Source organism: Amycolatopsis sp. NPDC006131 (assembly GCF_040614175.1).
GTDB lineage: Bacteria > Actinomycetota > Actinomycetes > Mycobacteriales > Pseudonocardiaceae > Amycolatopsis_E > Amycolatopsis_E tucumanensis.
In genome coordinates this window covers 1-17,972 of the sequence record NZ_JBEXTX010000138.1, presented here as the reverse complement: position 1 = coordinate 17,972, position 17,972 = coordinate 1, and the positions used below count along the sequence as shown (strand labels likewise).

At 71.6% G+C, this 17,972-nt stretch carries 14 protein-coding genes; 4 read left to right on the top strand and 10 right to left on the bottom strand.

Translation table 11 applies throughout. From position 1 onward, the window contains the following. Nucleotides 1–208: 208 nt before the first annotated feature. Nucleotides 209–1,921 carry a glycerol-3-phosphate dehydrogenase/oxidase gene (locus ABZ215_RS38975; RefSeq protein WP_237338750.1) on the bottom strand — a complete coding sequence of 571 codons (1,713 nt, stop codon included), beginning with the start codon at nt 1,919–1,921 and terminating at the stop codon, nt 209–211. Nucleotides 1,922–2,072: 151 nt separating this feature from the next. Between ABZ215_RS38975 and ABZ215_RS38970 the strand changes: the two genes are divergently transcribed. Both ABZ215_RS38970 and glpK read left to right on the top strand, forming a co-directional pair. After that, on the top strand, nt 2,073–3,077 hold the full coding sequence (locus ABZ215_RS38970; RefSeq protein ID WP_354955628.1) for an MIP/aquaporin family protein: 1,005 nt from the start codon (nt 2,073–2,075) through the stop codon (nt 3,075–3,077). A gap of 33 nt (nt 3,078–3,110) precedes the next feature. Beyond that, complete coding sequence (glpK, locus tag ABZ215_RS38965) at nt 3,111–4,616, top strand: glycerol kinase GlpK (protein ID WP_354955626.1); 1,506 nt, start codon at nt 3,111–3,113, stop codon at nt 4,614–4,616. 778 nt (nt 4,617–5,394) lie between these two features. Here glpK and ABZ215_RS38960 read toward each other — a convergent pair. The 4 genes from ABZ215_RS38960 to ABZ215_RS38945 all read right to left on the bottom strand — a co-directional run bounded on the left by ABZ215_RS38960 (nt 5,395) and on the right by ABZ215_RS38945 (nt 8,497). Next, nucleotides 5,395–5,985, bottom strand: a complete 591-nt coding sequence (locus ABZ215_RS38960) for a VOC family protein (RefSeq protein ID WP_354955624.1) — start codon at nt 5,983–5,985, stop codon at nt 5,395–5,397. A 9-nt stretch (nt 5,986–5,994) separates the two neighbouring features. After that, nucleotides 5,995–6,522 carry a class F sortase gene (locus ABZ215_RS38955; protein WP_354955622.1) on the bottom strand — a complete coding sequence of 176 codons (528 nt, stop codon included), beginning with the start codon at nt 6,520–6,522 and terminating at the stop codon, nt 5,995–5,997. Further along, nucleotides 6,519–7,010, bottom strand: coding sequence for a hypothetical protein (locus tag ABZ215_RS38950; protein ID WP_354955620.1), 492 nt, complete (start codon nt 7,008–7,010; stop codon nt 6,519–6,521). Before ABZ215_RS38950 ends, ABZ215_RS38955 begins: the two co-directional genes overlap by 4 nt. A gap of 83 nt (nt 7,011–7,093) precedes the next feature. Continuing rightward, nucleotides 7,094–8,497 (bottom strand): NAD(P)H-quinone dehydrogenase, encoded by a 1,404-nt coding sequence (locus ABZ215_RS38945; RefSeq protein WP_020423174.1) that lies wholly within the window; start codon nt 8,495–8,497, stop codon nt 7,094–7,096. 99 nt (nt 8,498–8,596) lie between these two features. Between ABZ215_RS38945 and ABZ215_RS38940 the strand changes: the two genes are divergently transcribed. Then, the gene (locus ABZ215_RS38940; RefSeq protein ID WP_039792089.1) at nt 8,597–9,049 is read left to right on the top strand and encodes a gamma-glutamylcyclotransferase; all 453 of its coding nucleotides are present in this window, start codon (nt 8,597–8,599) and stop codon (nt 9,047–9,049) included. A gap of 100 nt (nt 9,050–9,149) precedes the next feature. Here the strand turns inward: ABZ215_RS38940 and ABZ215_RS38935 are convergent, their stop codons facing one another. The 5 genes from ABZ215_RS38935 to ABZ215_RS38915 form a co-directional block, all read right to left on the bottom strand. After that, the gene (locus ABZ215_RS38935) at nt 9,150–10,445 is read right to left on the bottom strand and encodes a M20 family metallopeptidase (RefSeq protein WP_020423176.1); all 1,296 of its coding nucleotides are present in this window, start codon (nt 10,443–10,445) and stop codon (nt 9,150–9,152) included. Nucleotides 10,446–10,609: 164 nt separating this feature from the next. After that, complete coding sequence (locus ABZ215_RS38930) at nt 10,610–10,900, bottom strand: hypothetical protein (RefSeq protein WP_237338746.1); 291 nt, start codon at nt 10,898–10,900, stop codon at nt 10,610–10,612. 42 nt (nt 10,901–10,942) lie between these two features. Beyond that, on the bottom strand, nt 10,943–11,926 hold the full coding sequence (gene meaB / locus ABZ215_RS38925) for a methylmalonyl Co-A mutase-associated GTPase MeaB (protein ID WP_027932491.1): 984 nt from the start codon (nt 11,924–11,926) through the stop codon (nt 10,943–10,945). 4 nt (nt 11,927–11,930) lie between these two features. Beyond that, nucleotides 11,931–14,099, bottom strand: coding sequence for a methylmalonyl-CoA mutase (gene scpA, locus ABZ215_RS38920; protein ID WP_354955618.1), 2,169 nt, complete (start codon nt 14,097–14,099; stop codon nt 11,931–11,933). Further along, a complete protein-coding gene (locus ABZ215_RS38915) occupies nt 14,099–15,970 on the bottom strand; it encodes a methylmalonyl-CoA mutase family protein (protein ID WP_354955616.1) in 1,872 nt (623 codons plus the stop codon). The genes scpA and ABZ215_RS38915 overlap by 1 nt, the downstream gene beginning before the upstream one ends. A 127-nt stretch (nt 15,971–16,097) precedes the next feature. Here ABZ215_RS38915 and ABZ215_RS38910 point away from each other — a divergent pair, with 127 nt between their 5' ends. Continuing rightward, complete coding sequence (locus tag ABZ215_RS38910; protein WP_354955630.1) at nt 16,098–17,837, top strand: serine/threonine-protein kinase; 1,740 nt, start codon at nt 16,098–16,100, stop codon at nt 17,835–17,837. Nucleotides 17,838–17,972: the final 135 nt, after the last annotated feature.

Here is a 17,972-nt window from a genome sequence, read left to right as displayed (position 1 = left end):
CGCGACCCACCCCCCACCCCCCCCCCCCCGGGCCGCGCTCGTCAGCGCGGCTGCGCCGCCGGCCCAGCCGCACCGAGCTCGGCCGGTCGCGGCACGGCCGCGAACCACCAACCCTCGGGCCGCGCCCGTCAGCCCCGCCACACCGTCAGCCCGGCACGCCGAGCTCGGCGGCAACCGTCCCGCCGGGTGGCCCCTCAGCCCGGAAACCTCACCCCACCGGGGCGGTCAACCGGGCCCTCGCCTCCGGCGCGCTGGACCGCCGCTCGTCGGCTGCCTCGTCGCTCGGCTGCGTCTGCGAGTCCCGCTCCGCGGCGACCCTCGCGGTGTACACCTCGACCTCGCGCCGGACCGCCTCCTCGGACCAGCCCAGCACGTCCGCGACCATCCGCGCCACCGCCTCGGCGCAATCCACACCGCGGTGCGGGTACTCGATCGAGATGCGGGTGCGCCGGGCGAGGATGTCCTCCAGGTGCAGCGCGCCCTCGTGACTGGCCGCGTACACCGCCTCGACCCCGAGGTAGTCCGGGGCGTGCTCGATCGGCCGCAGCAGCTCCGGCTTGCCGTCGCCGAGCGCCAGCACCTCGTGCACGAGCGAGCCGTACCGGTCGAGCAGGTGCCGGACCCGGTACGGGTGCAGGCCGTGCTGCGCGGCGAGGTGGTCGGCCTGGTTGACCAGCGCGTGGTAGCCGTCGGCGCCGAGCAGCGGCACCTTGTCGGTGATGGACGGCTGCAACCGGCCGGGCAGGTCGGGCGCGGCGGCGTCGACCGCGTCGGCGGCCATCACCCGGTACGTCGTGTACTTGCCGCCCGCGATCGCGACCAGCCCGGGCGCCACGCGCGCCACCGCGTGCTCGCGGGACAGCTTCGACGTCTCCTCGCTCTCCCCGGCCAGCAGCGGCCGCAGTCCGGCGTAGACACCCTCGATGTCGTCGTGCGTCAGCGGCGTCGCGAGCACCGAGTTGACGTGCTCGAGGATGTAGTCGATGTCGTTCTTCGTGGCCGCGGGGTGCGCCAGGTCGAGGTTCCAGTCGGTGTCCGTCGTGCCGACGATCCAGTGGTTCCGCCAAGGGATCACGAACAACACGGACTTCTCGGTGCGCAGGATCAGCCCGGACTCCGACACGATCCGGTCCCGCGGCACCACGATGTGCACGCCCTTGCTCGCACGCACCCGGAACCGGCCGCGGCTGCCGGACAGGCGCTGCAGCTCGTCGGTCCAGACCCCGGTGCAGTTGATGACCGCGTTCGCGTGGACCTCCGTCTCGCGCCCGTCCTCCACGTCCCGCACGCGCACACCGGACACCCGGTCGGCCTCCCGCAGGAACCCGACGACCTGGGTGCTGGTCCGGACCACCGCGCCGTAGTGCGCGGCGGTGCGGGCGACGGTCATGGTGTGGCGGGCGTCGTCGGCCTGCGAGTCGTAGTACCGGATTCCCCCGATCAGGGCATCGCGTTTGAGTGCGGGGACCAGCCGAAGTGCGCCCGCACGGGTGAGGTGCTTCTGCCCCGGCACCGACCTCGCGCCGCCCATCGTGTCGTACAGGAACAGGCCGGCCGCGGTGTAGGGACGTTCCCAGACGCGGTGCTGCAGCGGGTACAGGAAGCTGACCGGCTTCACCAGGTGTGGCGCGATGCGGGTGAGCATCAGCTCGCGCTCGCGCAGCGCCTCGCGGACGAGACCGAACTCGAGCTGTTCGAGGTACCGCAGGCCACCGTGGAAGAGCTTGCTCGACCGGCTCGACGTGCCGGACGCCAGGTCACGGGCCTCGACCAGGGCGACCCGCAGGCCGCGCGTGGCCGCGTCGAGCGCGGTGCCCGCGCCGACCACCCCGCCACCGATCACCACGAGGTCGAACGTCTCCGCCCCGAGCCGCCGCCAGGTCTCCTCCCTCGCCTCCGGCCCCAGCTTCGCCTCAGTCACTCCGGTTCCTTCCCTCGTGAACGTCCGCTGCACCCACCCAGCATGACACGTTTCCGCACGTCCTCACCGCGCAAGCGCTTGTCGTCCGGTCGGCGGGCGAGCACCATGTGACGTTCGGGACAACGTCGTCTCGCGCATTGGGAGGTGTGTCATGACCGACCGGACAGCCCGTCCCTGGACGAGGATGCGGCAGACCACGGCGGGTGAACTACTGGCCGAGTTCCTCGGCACCGCGATCCTCATCATCCTCGGTTGCGGATCCGTGGCCGTGGCCGTGGTCGGCCTGCCGGGCTCGGGCCGCCAAACCGTCGACTTCGGGCCCGCCAACTGGTTGATCATCGCGTGGGGCTGGGGCCTCGCGGTGGTCTTCGCCGTCTACGTGGCGGGCGGGGTCAGCGGGGCCCACATCAATCCGGCGGTGACCCTGGCCTGGGCCATCCGCCGCAAGTTCCCCTGGGCGAAGGTCCTGCCCTACTGGGCGGCCCAGGTGGTCGGCGCGTTCGCCGGCGCGGCGGTGGTCCTGGCGGTGTACCACAACGCGATCGACGCGTTCCTCGCGTCGCAGAACCCGCCGACGGGCCGGGACGGTTCGGTGGGCACGTTCTCGATCTTCGCGACGTTCCCCGCGGAGTACTTCGGCAACGGGGTGTGGGGACCGCTCGTCGACCAGATCGTCGGAACGGCGATCCTCGTCGCCATCATCGCGGCGATCATCGACGCCCGCAACCAACCCCCGTCGGCCAATCTCGCCCCGTTCGTGGTCGGCTTGGTCGTGGTCGCGATCGGCCTCACCTACGGGACGAACGCCGGGTACGCGATCAACCCGGCCCGCGACCTCGGGCCACGGTTGCTGGCGTTCTTCGCCGGGTGGGGGGACGCGGCCTTCCCGGGCAACGGGGAGTGGTTCAGCTCGTACTGGTGGATTCCGATAGTGGGACCGCTCGTCGGCGGTGTGGTCGGTGTGCTGGTCTACGACTTCTTCATCGGCAGCGTGCTGGCGGTCCGGCCGGCGCCGGGCGCCGAGCCGACGCCGCCGCCCGGCCGCGTTCCCGGCTCCGCCGACGGCGAGGCGGGCGACGGCGCCCGGGCCGAGGGGGACGTCCTGCCCGAGACGGACCAGACCCGGTCCGGGCGGCAGGTGCAGCGATCCGAATAGCCCATAGGCAGGCAAATCAACGGGAGGAGTCCCATGGCCTCATATGTCGCCGCCATCGACCAGGGCACGACGTCCACCAGGGCGATGATCTTCGACCACTCCGGGCGGGTGGTCGCCGTCGAACAGAGGGAGCACGAGCAGATCTTCCCGCAGGCCGGGTGGGTCGAGCACAACGCGGAGGAGATCTGGGAGAACACGCGCGCGGTCACCGCGGGCGCGCTCGCCAAGGCCGACCTGCAGGCCGGGGACATCGCCGCGGTGGGCATCACGAACCAGCGCGAGACGGCGCTGGTGTGGGACCGGAAGACGGGCAAGCCGGTCTACAACGCGATCGTCTGGCAGGACACCCGCACCGACCGGATCGTCGACCAGCTCGGCGAGCTCGGCGGTGGCCAGGAGCGGTACCGGCCGAAGACGGGTCTGCCGCTGGCGACGTACTTCTCCGGGCCGAAGGTCAAGTGGATCCTGGACAACGTGGACGGCGCGCGGGAACGCGCGGAGGCCGGCGATCTGGTGTTCGGCAACATGGACACCTGGACCGTGTGGAACATGACGGGCGGCCCGGACGGCGGGGTGCACGTGACGGACCCGACGAACGCCTCGCGCACCCTGCTGATGGACCTGGACACGCTGAGCTGGGACGAGGAGATCGCGGCGGACATGGGGATTCCCATGTCGATGCTGCCGGAGATCCGGTCGTCGTCCGAGGAGTACGGCAAGGTGCGCCCGCGTGGCGTGCTGTCGGGTGTGCCGATCGCCGGCATCCTCGGTGACCAGCAGGCCGCGACGTTCGGGCAGGCGTGCCTGTCCCCCGGCGAGGCCAAGAACACCTACGGCACCGGCAACTTCGTGCTGCTCAACACGGGCACGGAGAAGGTGATGTCGGAAAACGGCCTCCTCACGACGGTCTGTTACAAGATCGGGTCGAACGACACGGTGTACGCGCTGGAGGGTTCCATCGCGGTGACCGGTTCGCTGGTGCAGTGGCTGCGGGACAACCTCGGGATCATCAGAAATGCCGCCGAGATCGAGGAGCTGGCGCGCACGGTGGAGGACAACGGCGGGGCGTACTTCGTGCCGGCGTTCTCGGGCCTGTTCGCGCCGTACTGGCGGTCGGACGCGCGTGGCGTGATCGCCGGGTTGACGCGGTACGTGAACAAGGGGCACATCGCGCGGGCGGTCCTGGAGGCGACGGCGTTCCAGACGCGCGAGGTGATCGAGGCGATGAACGCGGACTCGGGCGTGCCGCTGAAGTCGCTGAAGGTCGACGGCGGGATGGTCGTGAACGAGCTGTTGATGCAGTTCCAGGCCGACATCCTGGACGTCCCGGTGATCCGCCCGGTGGTGGCGGAGACGACGGCCCTCGGCGCCGCGTACGCCGCCGGCTTGGCGGTCGGTTTCTGGGCGAGCGAGGACGACATCCGCAACAACTGGGCCCAGGACAAGGAGTGGAACCCGTCGATGGACGCCCAGCACCGCGAGGCGCAGTACCACAACTGGAAGAAGGCGGTGACGAAGACCTTCGACTGGGTGGAGTGACGGCGGCGGCGCGCGTTTCCTTGCCACGGCAGGGTTTTCGCCGGGAGGCGCGCGCCGCACTCCGGTGCGCTCGGCTCGCTCCGGGTGCGGTCGGCTCGCGACGGGTGCGCTCAGCTCGCGACGGGTGCGCTCAGCTCGCGACGGGCGCGGTCGGCTCGTTCCAGTGCGCTCGGCTCGCACCGCAGTCCGGCTCGCTCGGCTCGCAACGGGTGCGGTCGGCTCACGACCGGTGCACTCGGCTCACGACCGGTACGGTCGGCTCGTTCCAGTGCGCTCGGATCGCGCCCTGCGGTGAGCGATGGCAGGGCGGGGCGGCGCTGGGCCGCCGCGGGCCGCGACCGGGCGCGGCGGGAAGCTGACGCAGGGCACGCGCTCAGCGTGCAACAACCTCGCGCGTCCAGCACGGCGCTGCGATCCGGCGCGAAGCAACCTCACGCAGCGCGAGCTCAGCACTCCGACTCGACGCGCAACAACCCCGTGCCACCAGCACGGCGCTGCAATCCGGCGCGACGCGCAACAACCCCGCGCCACCAGCACGGCGCTGCAATCCGGCGCGACGCGCAACAACCCCGCGCCACCAGCACGGCGCTGCGATCCGGTCCGAAGCAACCGTGCCTCAGCCCGAGTTCGGCACTGCGACTCAGCGCGCAACAACCTGCGCGGCCCGGCGCGGCCCCAGCGGGACCGTCCGCCGCGCAGGCGCAGGACTCAGCTCATCGAAAACCTCGGCATCCCCTCCCCGACCGAAACCCCTACCGAAACCCCTACCGTCCTCCGCTCAGGACTCCACCGCGATCAGTGTGAACGGCACCCCTTGGTCGTCCAGTACCTGGGCCATTCGCCCGTACGGTGAGTCCTGCGGCTCGGTCATCCGGCGGCCGCCAAGGGACTCCGCTTTCGCCAGCGCCTCGTCGGTGTCCGTCACTCCGAAGTAGACTGACCAGTGCGGCGGCACCTGCGCCGGGACCTCCGGCGGCAGCTGTCCCAGCCCGCCGACCGTCCGGTCGTCCACGTTCAGCGCCGCGTAGACGAAGCCGTCTGCGGACAGGTCGTCGAAGCGGTAGCCGAACACTCGGCCGTAAAAACCTTTCGCCGAGTCGAAGTCGCGTGTCATGCACTCGTTCCAGACCAGCGTGCCCGGCACGTTCGCGATTCCCGCGCCGATGTGCCCCTTCGCCTGCCAGAGGCCGAACGCCGCGCCCGTCGGGTCGGCCGCGATCGCCACCCGGCCCGAATCGCCGACATCGCCGGGCGGCAACAGCACCTGACCGCCTGCCTCGCCGATCTTCGCGGTCGGCCCGTTACCACCCGCGGTGGACGACCAGGGCGCGGCGTGGACGACGTACCTGGCGGTCGCCGACGTCGACACAAAAACGGGTCAGCCGAGAACGGCGTACACGATCACGTTGTCCCGATAACTGCGCGCCGCCCGGTCGAACTCGCCGCCGCAGGTGATGAGCCGCAGCTCCGGGCCGGCCGTGTCGCCGTACACCGCGGCCGTCGGGAAGTCCGCCTTCGCCACCCGCTCCACGCGGGTCACCACGAAACCCGCCCGCGAACCGTCCACACGCGACACCTCCACCCGGTCACCGGGCGAGAGTTCCTCCAACCGCGCGAAAATCCCCGGCCGCCGGTTGCCGTCGACGTGCCCGAGCACCACCGCGGGCCCGCGCTCCCCCGGCGCCGGGCCGTGTGAATACCAGCCCGCCTGCTCTGGCGAAGTCACCGGCGGCGTCTCCACCGTCCCGTCCTCGTTGAGCCCCAACGGGATCAGCGTCGAGCGCGCCCCGATCGCCGGGATCTCCACGGCAGCGGGAGCCGCGACCGGCCGGGCCTGCTCCGGCGATGCGGCGCAACCGCACAGCAGGAGCAGGCCCACCACCGCGGCGAACGCCGCCCGGATCACGGCGCCAGCGACCCGTCACCGGTCTGCGGCGCGCCCCGCGGCACGACCCGCGTCTGCCCCGGGCTCTGGTCCGCCTTGCCCGGCGCGGCCGACGAATCCCGCTCGAGCACGGTGAAGTAGACGGTCACCGGTTCCCCACCGCAGTGGAACGACACCGGATAGGAGCCTTCCGGCACGTCGCGGATCACCGTCTCGGCGAACAACGCCCACGGCTGATGACCCTCCGCGTTCGCCGCAAGCGGTTGCGTCACCCGCAGGGCTCGAGTGGTGAGTGGACTGGCTTCGGCGTCGCACGCGGCGGCGACCGAGACCTGCTCGCCGGCGTGCCCGCTGTACGCGGACAGCTTCAACCAGACGGGCATCGGCGCCGAAGTGGTCTCCTCCGCCGAGCTGGTTTCCTCCGGCGAAGTGGTGGTGGTCTGCGCGAACGCCGGCGTGGCGGCGACCAGGGTCGCGAAGAAGCCGGCGGCGATGGCGGTTGTTCTCATGGCGGCCTCACGGCGGTAGAGCTGATGGCCCTTAAGGCGCGCCGCCGGGTGCCGGGGTTGGCCCCCGACACCCAACCGTGACGTCAGTCCAGGTCGTCGTGCCGCATCAGCTGCCGCGCGGCCTCCGTGATGGAGCCGGACAGCGACGGGTACACCGCGAAGGTGAGCGCCAGGTGGTCGACCGTCAGCTGGTTCTGCACCGCCAGCGCGATCGGCAGGATCAGCTCGCTCGCCGTCGGCGCCACGACCACGCCGCCGACGATCACACCGGTCGCCGGACGGCAGAACAGCTTCACGAAACCGCGGCGCAGCCCCTCCATCTTGGCCCGCGCGTTGGTCGCCAGCGGCAGCATGATGGTCCGGGCAGGCACCTCGCCGGAGTCGATCGCGCTCTGGCTGATGCCGACGGTCGCGATCTCCGGGTGGGTGAACACGTTCGCGGCGACCGTCTTCAGCTTGATCGGCGCGACGCCCTCGCCGAGCGCGTGCCACATCGCGATCCGGCCCTGCATGCTGGCCACCGACGCGAGCATCAGCACACCGGTGCAGTCGCCGGCCGCGTAGATGCCGGGGACGCTGGTGCGGGACACGCGGTCGACCGTGATGAACCCGCCGGGGCCGGGCTCGATGCCGACCCGCTCCAGGCCGATGTCCTTGGTGTTGGGCACCGAGCCGACGGTCATCAGCGCGTGGGTGCCCTCGATGACGCGGCCGTCCTGCAGGTGGACCTCGACGCCCTTCTCGGTGCGCTCGACCCGCTCCGCGCGCGCATGCTTGACGACGGTGTTGCCGCGCTGGGCGAACACCTCCTCCAGCACGGCGGCGGCGTCCGCGTCCTCGTGCGGCAGGACGCGGTCGCGGCTGGAGACGAGGGTGACCTTGACGCCCATCTCGGTGTAGGCGGACGCGAACTCGGCGCCGGTCACGCCGGACCCGACCACGACCAGGTGCTCGGGCAGTTCCGGCAGGTCGTAGAGCTGACGCCAGTCGAGGATGCGCTCGCCGTCGGGCACCGCGCCCGGCAGCACGCGCGGGGTGGCGCCGGTGGCGATCAGGACGACGTCGGCGTCGAGCACGTCGACGTCGCCGGTGGCCTTCGTGACGCGCACCTTGTGGGTGGCCAGGCCGGGCTCGTCGTCGTCGAACCGGCCCTCGCCGGTGAGGACTTTCACACCTTCGCGCTGCACGCGGGCGCGGATGTCGGCGGACTGGGCGAGCGCGAGGCCCTTGACCCGGCCGTGCACGGTGCGCAGGTCGACGCTCGTGTCGGCCATGTCGGTGATGATCCCCAGCTCACCGAGGCCGTGCATGTTCGCGCGGGCGCCGGAGGAGGCGATGAACGTCTTCGACGGGACGCAGTCGTAGAGCACGCACGCGCCGCCGAGCCCGTCCTTCTCGACGATCGTGACGTCGGCGCCGTGCTGTGCGGCCACCAGCGCCGCCTCGTAGCCCGCCGGTCCGCCGCCCATGATCACGATCCTGGTCACGTGGTCTCCTCCTCCTTACGCGCACCTCATCCACAACCTTAGGCCGCGACACCTGGAGTACGTCCGGTCGGGTGAGCGATGGGCGGCTAGGCTGTGCGCGTGCCGTTGTATGCCGCCTACGGGTCCAACATGGATCCGAATCAGATGATGGAGCGGGCGCCGCATTCGCCCATGGCCGGCACGGGCTGGCTGGAGGGGTGGCGGCTGACCTTCGGAGGCGAGGACCTCGGCTGGGAAGGCGCCCTGGCGACCATCGTCGAAGACCCGGGCTCCCGGGTCTTCGTCGTGCTGTACGACGTGACGCCGCTGGACGAGGCCCGGCTGGACAGCTGGGAAGGCGGCGAGCTGGGCATGCACAACAAGATCCGGCTCCGCGTGCAGACGATGGACGGCTCCGCGCTGGCCTGGCTGTACGTGCTGGACGCCTACGAGGGCGGTCTGCCGTCGGCCCGGTACCTGGGCGTGCTCGCCGACGCCGCCGAGGCCGCGGGCGCGCCGACGGACTACGTGGACGACCTGCGCACCCGCCCCTGCCGCGGTATCACATCCTGACCCCGGCTTGTCCACAACCCCTGTGGACAACCGCCGGCCCTGTGGACAAGCGAAGGCCGGCGAGCGTCACCCAGACGCTCGCCGGCCTTGTTCGTGCTGGTCAGGCCAGGGCGGCCAGCGCGGTGTGGACCAGGACGCGGACGCCGACGTGCAGCGCGCGCTCGTCCAGTTCGAAGGTGGGGCGGTGCAGGTCGCGCTGGTCGCCTTCGCCGGACCACACCCCGAGGCGGCAGAAGGCGCCCGGCACGTGCTCCAGGTACCAGGCGAAGTCCTCGCCGCCCGACGACTGTTCGGTACCGGTCACCGCATCGTCGCCGAGGGCCGCCTCGATTCCGGCGCGCAGCAGCGCCGTGCTGTCCTCGTCGCCGACGACCGGCGGCACCCCGCGGCGGTAGTCCAGCTCGAAACCGACCCCGTAGGGCGTCAGCAGCGACTCCACCGACGAGCGGACGAGCGGCTCCAGCGCCTTCCACACCTCGTGTTCGGCCGTCCGCAGCGTGCCCCGCAGCACGCCCTCCTCGGGCACCGCGTTGGCGGCCTGCCCGGCGTGCACCGCGCCCCACACCAGCACGGTGCCGGAGCGCGGGTCGACCCGCCGGGACAGCAGCGACGGCAGCGAGGTGATCGCGACACCCAGCGCGTGCACCAGGTCGGCGGTCAGGTGCGGCCGGGACGTGTGCCCGCCGGGCGAGGTCAGCCGCAGCTCGATGAGGTCGGCGGCCGACGTCAGCGCGCCGACGCGGGTGCCGATCTTGCCGACCTCGACCCGCGGGTCGCAGTGCAGGCCGAAGATCCGGTCGACGCCGTCGAGACCACCCGCGGTGATCACGTCGAGCGCGCCGCCGGGCATGACCTCCTCGGCCGGCTGGAAGATCAGCCGCACGCGGCCGGGCAGCTCGGGCGCCGACGCGAGGGCCTTGGCCGCGCCGAGCAGGATCGCGGTGTGCGCGTCGTGCCCGCAGGCGTGCGCCGCGCCGTCCACCGTCGACGAGTAGGGCAGGCCGGTCGCCTCGGTGAGCGGCAGCGCGTCGATGTCGGCCCGCAGCGCGACGCAGCGGTCACCCGATCCGACGTCGCACACCACACCGGTGCCGCCGGGCAGGATCTCCGGGCTGAGACCGGCCGAGCGCAGGATGTCGCAGATCAGCTCGGTGGTCGCGAACTCGTGACGCGCCAGTTCCGGGTGGGCGTGGATGTGGCGGCGCCAGGCGACCAGGTCCGTACCGCCGCGCTCGAGCCACTCGTCCAGCCAGAAGGGGCCCCGGCCCGCACCGAGATCGGTCACGGGAGCCATGCTGACGCCGTCCGCCGTGATCAGCGCGTCCGACGCCTCGAACGAGGTAGGGCGACCACCGTGATCACCGGGCACCTCCGGGCGGGAGTCCAGCACGGTCACGCCGCACCTCCATACACACCGAGAACTACGTAACCCATTTGACGCAATCCTGCACCATGCAAGGAGCAATCTTCGAACCGGATCTCACGCTGGGCGACGGCCGGTAGTGGATCTGCGGCGAGCGGCACTACGGAATACGGCGTAACCGAATGCGCCGCGTGTGGTCAGCTGGAGGCCTTGCGCTTCTTGCGCCGCACGCTCCGTCCCCAGAGGACGATGGCGGCGAGCACGGCGGCGAGCACCCCGACGATGATCTTGTTCTTCGTCTTCTCCTGGTTGGCCTTGCTGTTCTCGTCGGGGTTGATGCGCGGCCCGGGGTCCGTGGTCTGCTGCGCCACCACGTCGGCGGCGACGTGCACGGCCACCGGCGCGGCGAGCGCGGGCGCGGTGGGCACGGCGAACGTGACCATCGTCGTCAGCATCAGACCCGCCAGCACGGCACGCACCTTGACCATGCTGCCCAGTGTGCCGGTTCGGTTACCCGTCAACAAGGAGACTCACGCGGAGAAGGCGTCCAAGATCTTCTGCGCGGCCAGCGTGGCGGTGAGCCTGCCCTCCCGGACGTCCTCCTCGACCTCGGGTACCAGCGCTTTCACGCCCGGGTGCTCGGCGAGGCGGGCCTGCAGCTGTTCGCGCACCATGGCCCAGGTCCAGTCGACCTGCTGCTGCTTGCGCTTGCGGTCCAGCTCGCCGGATCCCGCCAGCGTTTCCCGGTGCCGCTCGATCTGCTGCCACACCGTGTCCAGGCCGATGTCGTTGAGCCCGCTGCAGGTCAGCACCGGCGGCGTCCACGCCGCGTCCGGGCCGTAGATCATCCGCAGCGCCCCGGCCAGCTCCCGCGCGGCGCGCTTGGCGTCGCGCTCGTGCTCGCCGTCGGCCTTGTTCACCGCGATCACGTCGGCGAGCTCCAGCACGCCCTTCTTGATGCCCTGCAACTGGTCGCCGGTGCGGGCCAGCGTCAGGAACAGGAAGCAGTCGACCATGTTCGCCACGGTCACCTCGGACTGCCCGACGCCGACGGTCTCGACCAGCACGACGTCGTACCCGGCGGCCTCCATCAGCACGATCGTCTCGCGGGTGGCGCGGGCGACGCCGCCGAGCGTGCCGGACGTCGGCGACGGCCGGATGAACGCGGCCGGGTCGTTGGCCAGCCGCGCCATGCGGGTCTTGTCGCCGAGGATGCTGCCGCCGGTCCGGGTCGACGACGGGTCCACGGCCAGCACCGCGACCCGGTGGCCGGACTCGGTCAGGTCGGTGCCGAGCTGGTCGATGAAGGTCGACTTGCCGACCCCGGGCACGCCGGTGATCCCGACGCGCCGCGCGCCACCGGCGTGCGGCAGCAGCTCGACCAGCAGCTCCTGGGCGAGCTGCCGGTGGTCCGGCCGCTGGGACTCGACCAGCGTGATCGCCCTGGACAGGGTGCCGCGGTCGCCCGCGAGCACACCCTTGGCGTAGGCACCGACGTCGATCTTGCGCGGCAAGGGCTCAGGACTCCCGCTGCTCGAGCTGGTCGAGCAGGTCCAGCGCGGCGTCCGCGATGACCGTGCCCGGCCCGAAGATCGCCGACGCGCCCGCGGCGCGCAGCTCGTCGTAGTCCTGCGGCGGGATGACGCCGCCGCACACGATCATGATGTCCTCGCGCCCGAGCTGGGCCAGCTCCTCACGCAGCGCGGGCACCAGCGACAGGTGACCGGCGGCCAGCGAGGACACGCCGACGACGTGCACGTCCGCCTCGATCGCCTGGCGCGCGACCTCGGCCGGCGTGGAGAACAGCGGGCCCACGTCGACGTCGAAGCCGAGGTCGGCGAACGCCGTGGCGATCACCTTCTGGCCGCGGTCGTGCCCGTCCTGCCCCATCTTGGCGACGAGGATGCGCGGACGGCGCCCCTCGGCCTCGGCGAACGCCTCGACCCGCGCGCGTGCCTTCTCCACGTTCCCGGATTTCCCGACCTCGTCGCGGTACACCCCGGAGATCGTACGAATCTGCCCGGCGTGGCGACCCCACACCTTCTCCAGCGCGTCGGAGATCTCCCCGACCGTCGCCTTGGCGCGGGCCGCGTCGACGGCCAGCTCCAGCAGGTTGCCCGAGCCTTCCGCGGCCGCGGTGAGACGGCGCAGCGCGTCCTGCGTGGCGTCCTCGTCGCGCTCCTCGCGCAGCCGCCGCAGCTTCTCCAGCTGCTGGGCGCGCACCCCGGCGTTGTCCACCTTGAGCACGTCGATCTGCTGGTCGTCGACCACCTGGTACTTGTTCACGCCGATCACCGGCTGGCGGCCGGAGTCGATCCGCGCCTGGGTGCGGGCCGCGGCCTCCTCGATGCGCAGCTTCGGGATGCCGGCGTCGATCGCGCGGGCCATGCCGCCCGCCGACTCGACCTCGCTGATGTGGCCCCACGCCTTGCGCGCCAGGTCGTAGGTCAGCTTCTCGACGAACGCGCTGCCGCCCCACGGGTCGATCACGCGCGTGGTGCCGGACTCCTGCTGCAGCAGCAGCTGGGTGTTGCGGGCGATGCGCGCGGAGAAGTCGGTGGGCAGGGCCAGCGCCTCGTCGAGTGCGTTGGTGTGCAGCGACTGCGTGTGCCCCTGGGTCGCGGCCATCGCCTCGACGCAGGTGCGGATGACGTTGTTGAACACGTCCTGCGCGGTCAGCGACCAACCGCTGGTCTGGCTGTGCGTGCGCAGGGACAGCGATTTCTCGGACTTGGGCTCGAACTGCTTGACCAGCTTCGCCCACAGCAGCCGGGCCGCCCGCAGCTTGGCGACCTCCATGAAGAAGTTCATGCCGATCGCCCAGAAGAAGGACAGGCGCGGCGCGAACTTGTCGACCTCCAGGCCCGCGTCGATCCCGGCGCGGATGTACTCGACGCCGTCGGCCAGCGTGTACGCCAGCTCCAGGTCGGCGGTCGCCCCGGCCTCCTGCATGTGGTAGCCGGAGATGGAGATCGAGTTGAACCGCGGCATCCGCTGCGAGGTGTACGCGAAGATGTCGGAGATGATCCGCATCGACGGCTGCGGCGGGTAGATGTAGGTGTTGCGGACCATGAACTCCTTGAGGATGTCGTTCTGGATGGTCCCGGCCAGTTGCTCGGGCCGCACGCCCTGCTCCTCGGCCGCCACGATGTAGAGCGCCATGACGGGCAGCACCGCGCCGTTCATGGTCATCGACACGCTCATCTTGTCCAGCGGGATGCCGTCGAACAGCTGCCGCATGTCGTAGATGGAGTCGATCGCCACGCCCGCCATGCCGACGTCACCGGCGACGCGCGGGTGGTCGGAGTCGTAGCCGCGGTGGGTGGCCAGGTCGAAGGCGACCGACAGGCCCTTCTGCCCGGCCGCGAGGTTGCGGCGGTAGAAGGCGTTGGACTCGGACGCGGTGGAGAACCCGGCGTACTGGCGGATCGTCCACGGCTGGTTGACGTACATCGTCGGGTACGGGCCGCGCAGGAACGGCGCGATGCCCGGGTACGTGCGCAGGAAGTCCAGACCGGCGGTGTCCTCGGCGGTGTAGAGCGGCTTGATGCCGATGCCCTCGGGGGTTTCCCAGGTCAGGGCGTCGGCGCCCTTGCCGGTGCTCGAGTGGAGCGCCTCGGCCCAGCCGGTCTGACTGCCCGAGTCGGGGATGCCGAGTTCGACGTCGGTGAAGTCGGGGATGGCCATCACTTCACTCCCAGCGTGTCGAGGATGGCGGCCAGGGCAGCGAGGGCGTCGCAGCCCGCGTGCACGTACGTGTCGACGCCCGGGTACTGCCCCTTGCCCGCGAGGATCACCCGCCTGGCGCCGGCTTCCTTGAGCTGCTTCGCGGTGTCCGCCGCGTGCTCGGCGTAGAGCTTGTCGGTGCCGCACAGGCAGGCGACCGTCGCGCCGCTCTCGCGGAAGGCGGCGACCACGTCCTCGACCGCGCCCGGGTTGAGCGGTTCGATGCCGCCGGCCTGGAGGAGGTTGGACGCGAAGGTCGCGCGGGCGGTGTGCGCGGCGACCGGGCCGAGCGTGGCGAGGAAGACCTTCGGCCGCTCACCCGTCTCGGCGAGGTGCGCGTCGGAGCGGTCCCGCAGCTCCTCGTAGGCCTGCGCGTACCGCACGCGCGGCAGCCCGCCCTCGTCTACAACGGACGGATCCGGGGTGCGCTCGACCGGTTTCTCGTGCAGGTCCGGGAACTCGCTGACACCGGTGATCGGGTCCTTGCGGGTGGCCAGGCGCTTCTGCCGCGCCGCCCAGGTCTCCGCGAGCCGGGCGGCGAGCGCGCCGGAGTCCAGCACCGCCTCGATGCCGCCCTGCCGCTCGATCTCGGTGAACTCGCGCCAGGCCGCGTTGGCCAGCGCGTCGGTCAGGTTCTCCACGTACCAGGAGCCGCCCGCCGGGTCGATCACGCCGCACAGCTTCGATTCCTCCAGCAGGATCGACTGGGTGTTGCGGGCGATCCGGCGGGAGAAGGAGTCGGGCAGCCCGATCGCGAAGTCGAACGGCAGGACGGTGACCGCGTCCGCGCCGCCGACACCGGCGGCAAAGCAGGCGACGGTGCTGCGCAGCATGTTCACCCACGGGTCGCGGCGGGTGAACATCGCGGGCGAGGTGACGGCGTGCTGGCGCATGCCGCGGCCTGCGGTCGCGCCGGACACCTCGCACACCCGCGCCCACAGGCGGCGGGCGGCGCGCAGCTTGGCGATGGTGAGGAACTGGTCGGCGGTCGCGGCGAAGCGGAACTCGAGCTGGTCGGCGGCCGCGTCCACGCTCAGCCGGGCGTCGGTGAGGGCACGCAGGTAGGCCACCCCGGCGGCGATGGCGGCGCCGAGTTCCTGCGCGTCGGAACCGCCCGCCTCGTGGTAGGGCAGGGCGTTGACGACCAGCGTGCGCAGCTTCGGGTACTTGGCGGACAGGCGGGCCGCGAGCGCGGCGGCGGGGGCGGTGTCGTGCGGCCGGCCGGTGCGGGCACGCAGGGCGATCGGGTCGGCGCCGATGGTCCCGGTGACCTCGCTGTCCGGGATGTTCTTTTCGGCGAGCAGCCCGAGCAGCGCGTCGGCGGCGGCCTCGTAGTCGGCGCCGGGGTCGAGCACGATCGGCGCGAGGTCGAGGTAGACCTCGTTGAGCGCGTCGGCGAGGGCGTCCAGTGGCAGTGCGTCACCACCGACGCGCAGCCACACCGAGGAGGCGCCGTTCTCCAGGTCGGCGAGGACGGCCTTGTTGGTCTCGGCCGCGTCGGCGCCGCCGTGCAGGACGCGCACGTCCCAGCCGATGCCGACGTTGCCTTCGGCCCGCGCGCCCCGCACGTACGGGGGCAGGCCGGGGAACCCGGCGGGCGCGGTGGCATCGTCCGCCGTGTAGAGCGGCTGGATCTCGATGCCGTCGTAGGTCTTGCTGGTCAGGAGGCTTTCCGGGGCGCCGTCGAAGTCCTCCGGCAGCACTCCGCTCTTCGTCAGCACCCCCGCCACGAGGCGTTGCCAGTCCTCGTGCCGCGGCGTCCCGAACTCGGCGGCGAGGGCCAGCTCGTCCGGTGAATCCGGGGTGGGCGCCGTTGTCCCAGCCTGAGTCATAGGTCTGATGGTAGGGGGCGGGCAAGGGGCGCGATTGTGACTCTGCTCGCGGCCCGGCAGCGCCCGCAGTCACCGAGCGCGCATCCGCAACAATGGTGCCGTGGCGAGTTCGAGCGAGGAGACCAGGGTGGTGGCCGGGCGGTACCGGCTGCGCTCCGTGCTGGGCTCCGGCTCGATGGGCACGGTGTGGTCGGCCTACGACGAGTTCCTGCACCGGCCGGTCGCGGTGAAGGAGATCCTGCTGCCGCCCGGGGTCACCGCGGGCCAGGCGAACGAGCTGCGGGAGCGGACGCTGCGCGAGGCCAGGGCCATCGCCGTGCTGTCTCACCCGAACGTGATCACCCTGCACGACGTCGCACGTCAGGACGGCGAGCCGTTCGTCGTGATGGAGCTGCTGCCGTCGCACAGCCTCGCCGAGCTGATCCGCGACCACGGGCCGCTGTCGGTCGAGCAGGCCGCCGCGGTGGGTGACGCGGTGGCCGCGGCGCTGGGGGCCGCGCACAACGCGGGCATCACGCACCGTGACGTGAAGCCGGGGAACGTGCTGGTCGCGGAGGACGGGCGGATCAAGCTCACCGACTTCGGCATCGCCCGGAACGTGTCGGACGCGTCGATGACCCGCACCGGGATGACGCTGGGTTCGCCGGCGTACATCGCCCCGGAGGTGGCTTCCGGCAAAGCCGTCACCCCGGCCGCGGACCTGTGGGGTCTGGGCGCGACGTTGTTCTGCGCGGTGGAGGGCCACCCGCCGTACGACGCGGACGGCGACCCGCTGGAGACGATCGGGAAGGTCGTGAAGGGCGAGGTGCCGCGGCCGTCGCCTGGTCCGCTCGCGCCGTTGATCACCGCGTTGATGGCGAAGGAGCCGCGGGACCGGTTGCCGCTGGCGCAGGTGCGGCGGCAGTTGTACCCGATACTGGAGAAGGCGCCGCGGGTCCTGTTCGGACCGGAGATGTTCGCCGCGGCGAGCGGTCAGCGCGAGGAGGCCACCGACACGCGGGAGATCTCGGCGAGCCCAGTGCTGGAGGACGGTGCCGCGGAGGCGAGCGGTGAGCTGGCGGCCGATCCCGGTCCCCTGCCGTTCGGCCCGCCCCGCGCGGAGGCGAGCAACGAGCTGGCCGCCGATCCCGGGCCGTTGCCGTTCGGGCAGCCTCGTCCGGCCGACACGCTGGCCGCGCCCCGCCCGGCTGCCACGCTGGCCGCACCGGCCGCGGCCGGCCGGAGCACGACGGCGACGGTGTTGCTGGTGGTGGCTTCGCTGGTGTTGTTCGTGGCCGCCGCGTTCGGCGGTTTCGTCGCGGCGCGGGTGATCGGGGCGCAGCCGGTGGCGCCCCCGTCGCGGGACGAGACGTCCGCGCCGTCGGTCCCGCAGCCCACGGTCTTCGAGCGGCGCACGGGCGAGGCGTCGAGCGTCAAGGGAGCCCAGGACGGCACCTTCACGGTCGACGTGCCTGCCGACTGGACGCGGTTCACGAGCTCCCAGGCCGGCGACGACCTGCCCCTGTCGACGCTGGTGCAGTTCGTCTCCGCGGACGGCTCGCAGATGCTGGCGGTGAACCACTTCCCGAAGTACTTCCCCGGCAACGACATCGCCGACTACGTCAAGGCGCTGGAGAAGAGCCGCTCGAACGGCGAGTTCAAGCTGGTCAACCAGGCGAAGCTGGCCGAGCAGGACGGCCTGACGATGATGTACCGGACCATCGACAGGGCCCCGGCGGGATCCGTGAGCCGCACGACGTACGCGAAGGTGTTCAAGCAGGGCACCAGCCTCTGGGCGGTGAGCGTGACGGTGCCGACGGAACAGGAAGAGACCGCGAAGACCGCGCTCTACGACCGCATCCTGCCCACCTTCCAGGTGACCGGCTAGGCACGTCGGACACAACCGCCACCCGGCAACGCAAGAAGACCGACTACCCCAACCAGACCTCCCCCGCCCCCGATCCACAGCCGATCTTTAGTCGCCGACCAGCCGTGTCAAGGCACGCTTTCCCGCCTTGACACG

Bases quoted from the DNA above. Each gene is read 5' to 3' on its own strand.
- ABZ215_RS38970 (WP_354955628.1), top strand. From the start codon at position 2,073: ATGACCGACCGGACAGCCCGTCCCTGGACGAGGATGCGGCAGACCACG.
- glpK (WP_354955626.1), top strand. From the start codon at position 3,111: ATGGCCTCATATGTCGCCGCCATCGACCAGGGCACGACGTCCACCAGG.
- ABZ215_RS38950 (WP_354955620.1), bottom strand. From the start codon at position 7,010: ATGAGAACAACCGCCATCGCCGCCGGCTTCTTCGCGACCCTGGTCGCC.
- ABZ215_RS38930 (WP_237338746.1), bottom strand. From the start codon at position 10,900: ATGGTCAAGGTGCGTGCCGTGCTGGCGGGTCTGATGCTGACGACGATG.
- scpA (WP_354955618.1), bottom strand. From the start codon at position 14,099: ATGGCCATCCCCGACTTCACCGACGTCGAACTCGGCATCCCCGACTCG.
- ABZ215_RS38915 (WP_354955616.1), bottom strand. From the start codon at position 15,970: ATGACTCAGGCTGGGACAACGGCGCCCACCCCGGATTCACCGGACGAG.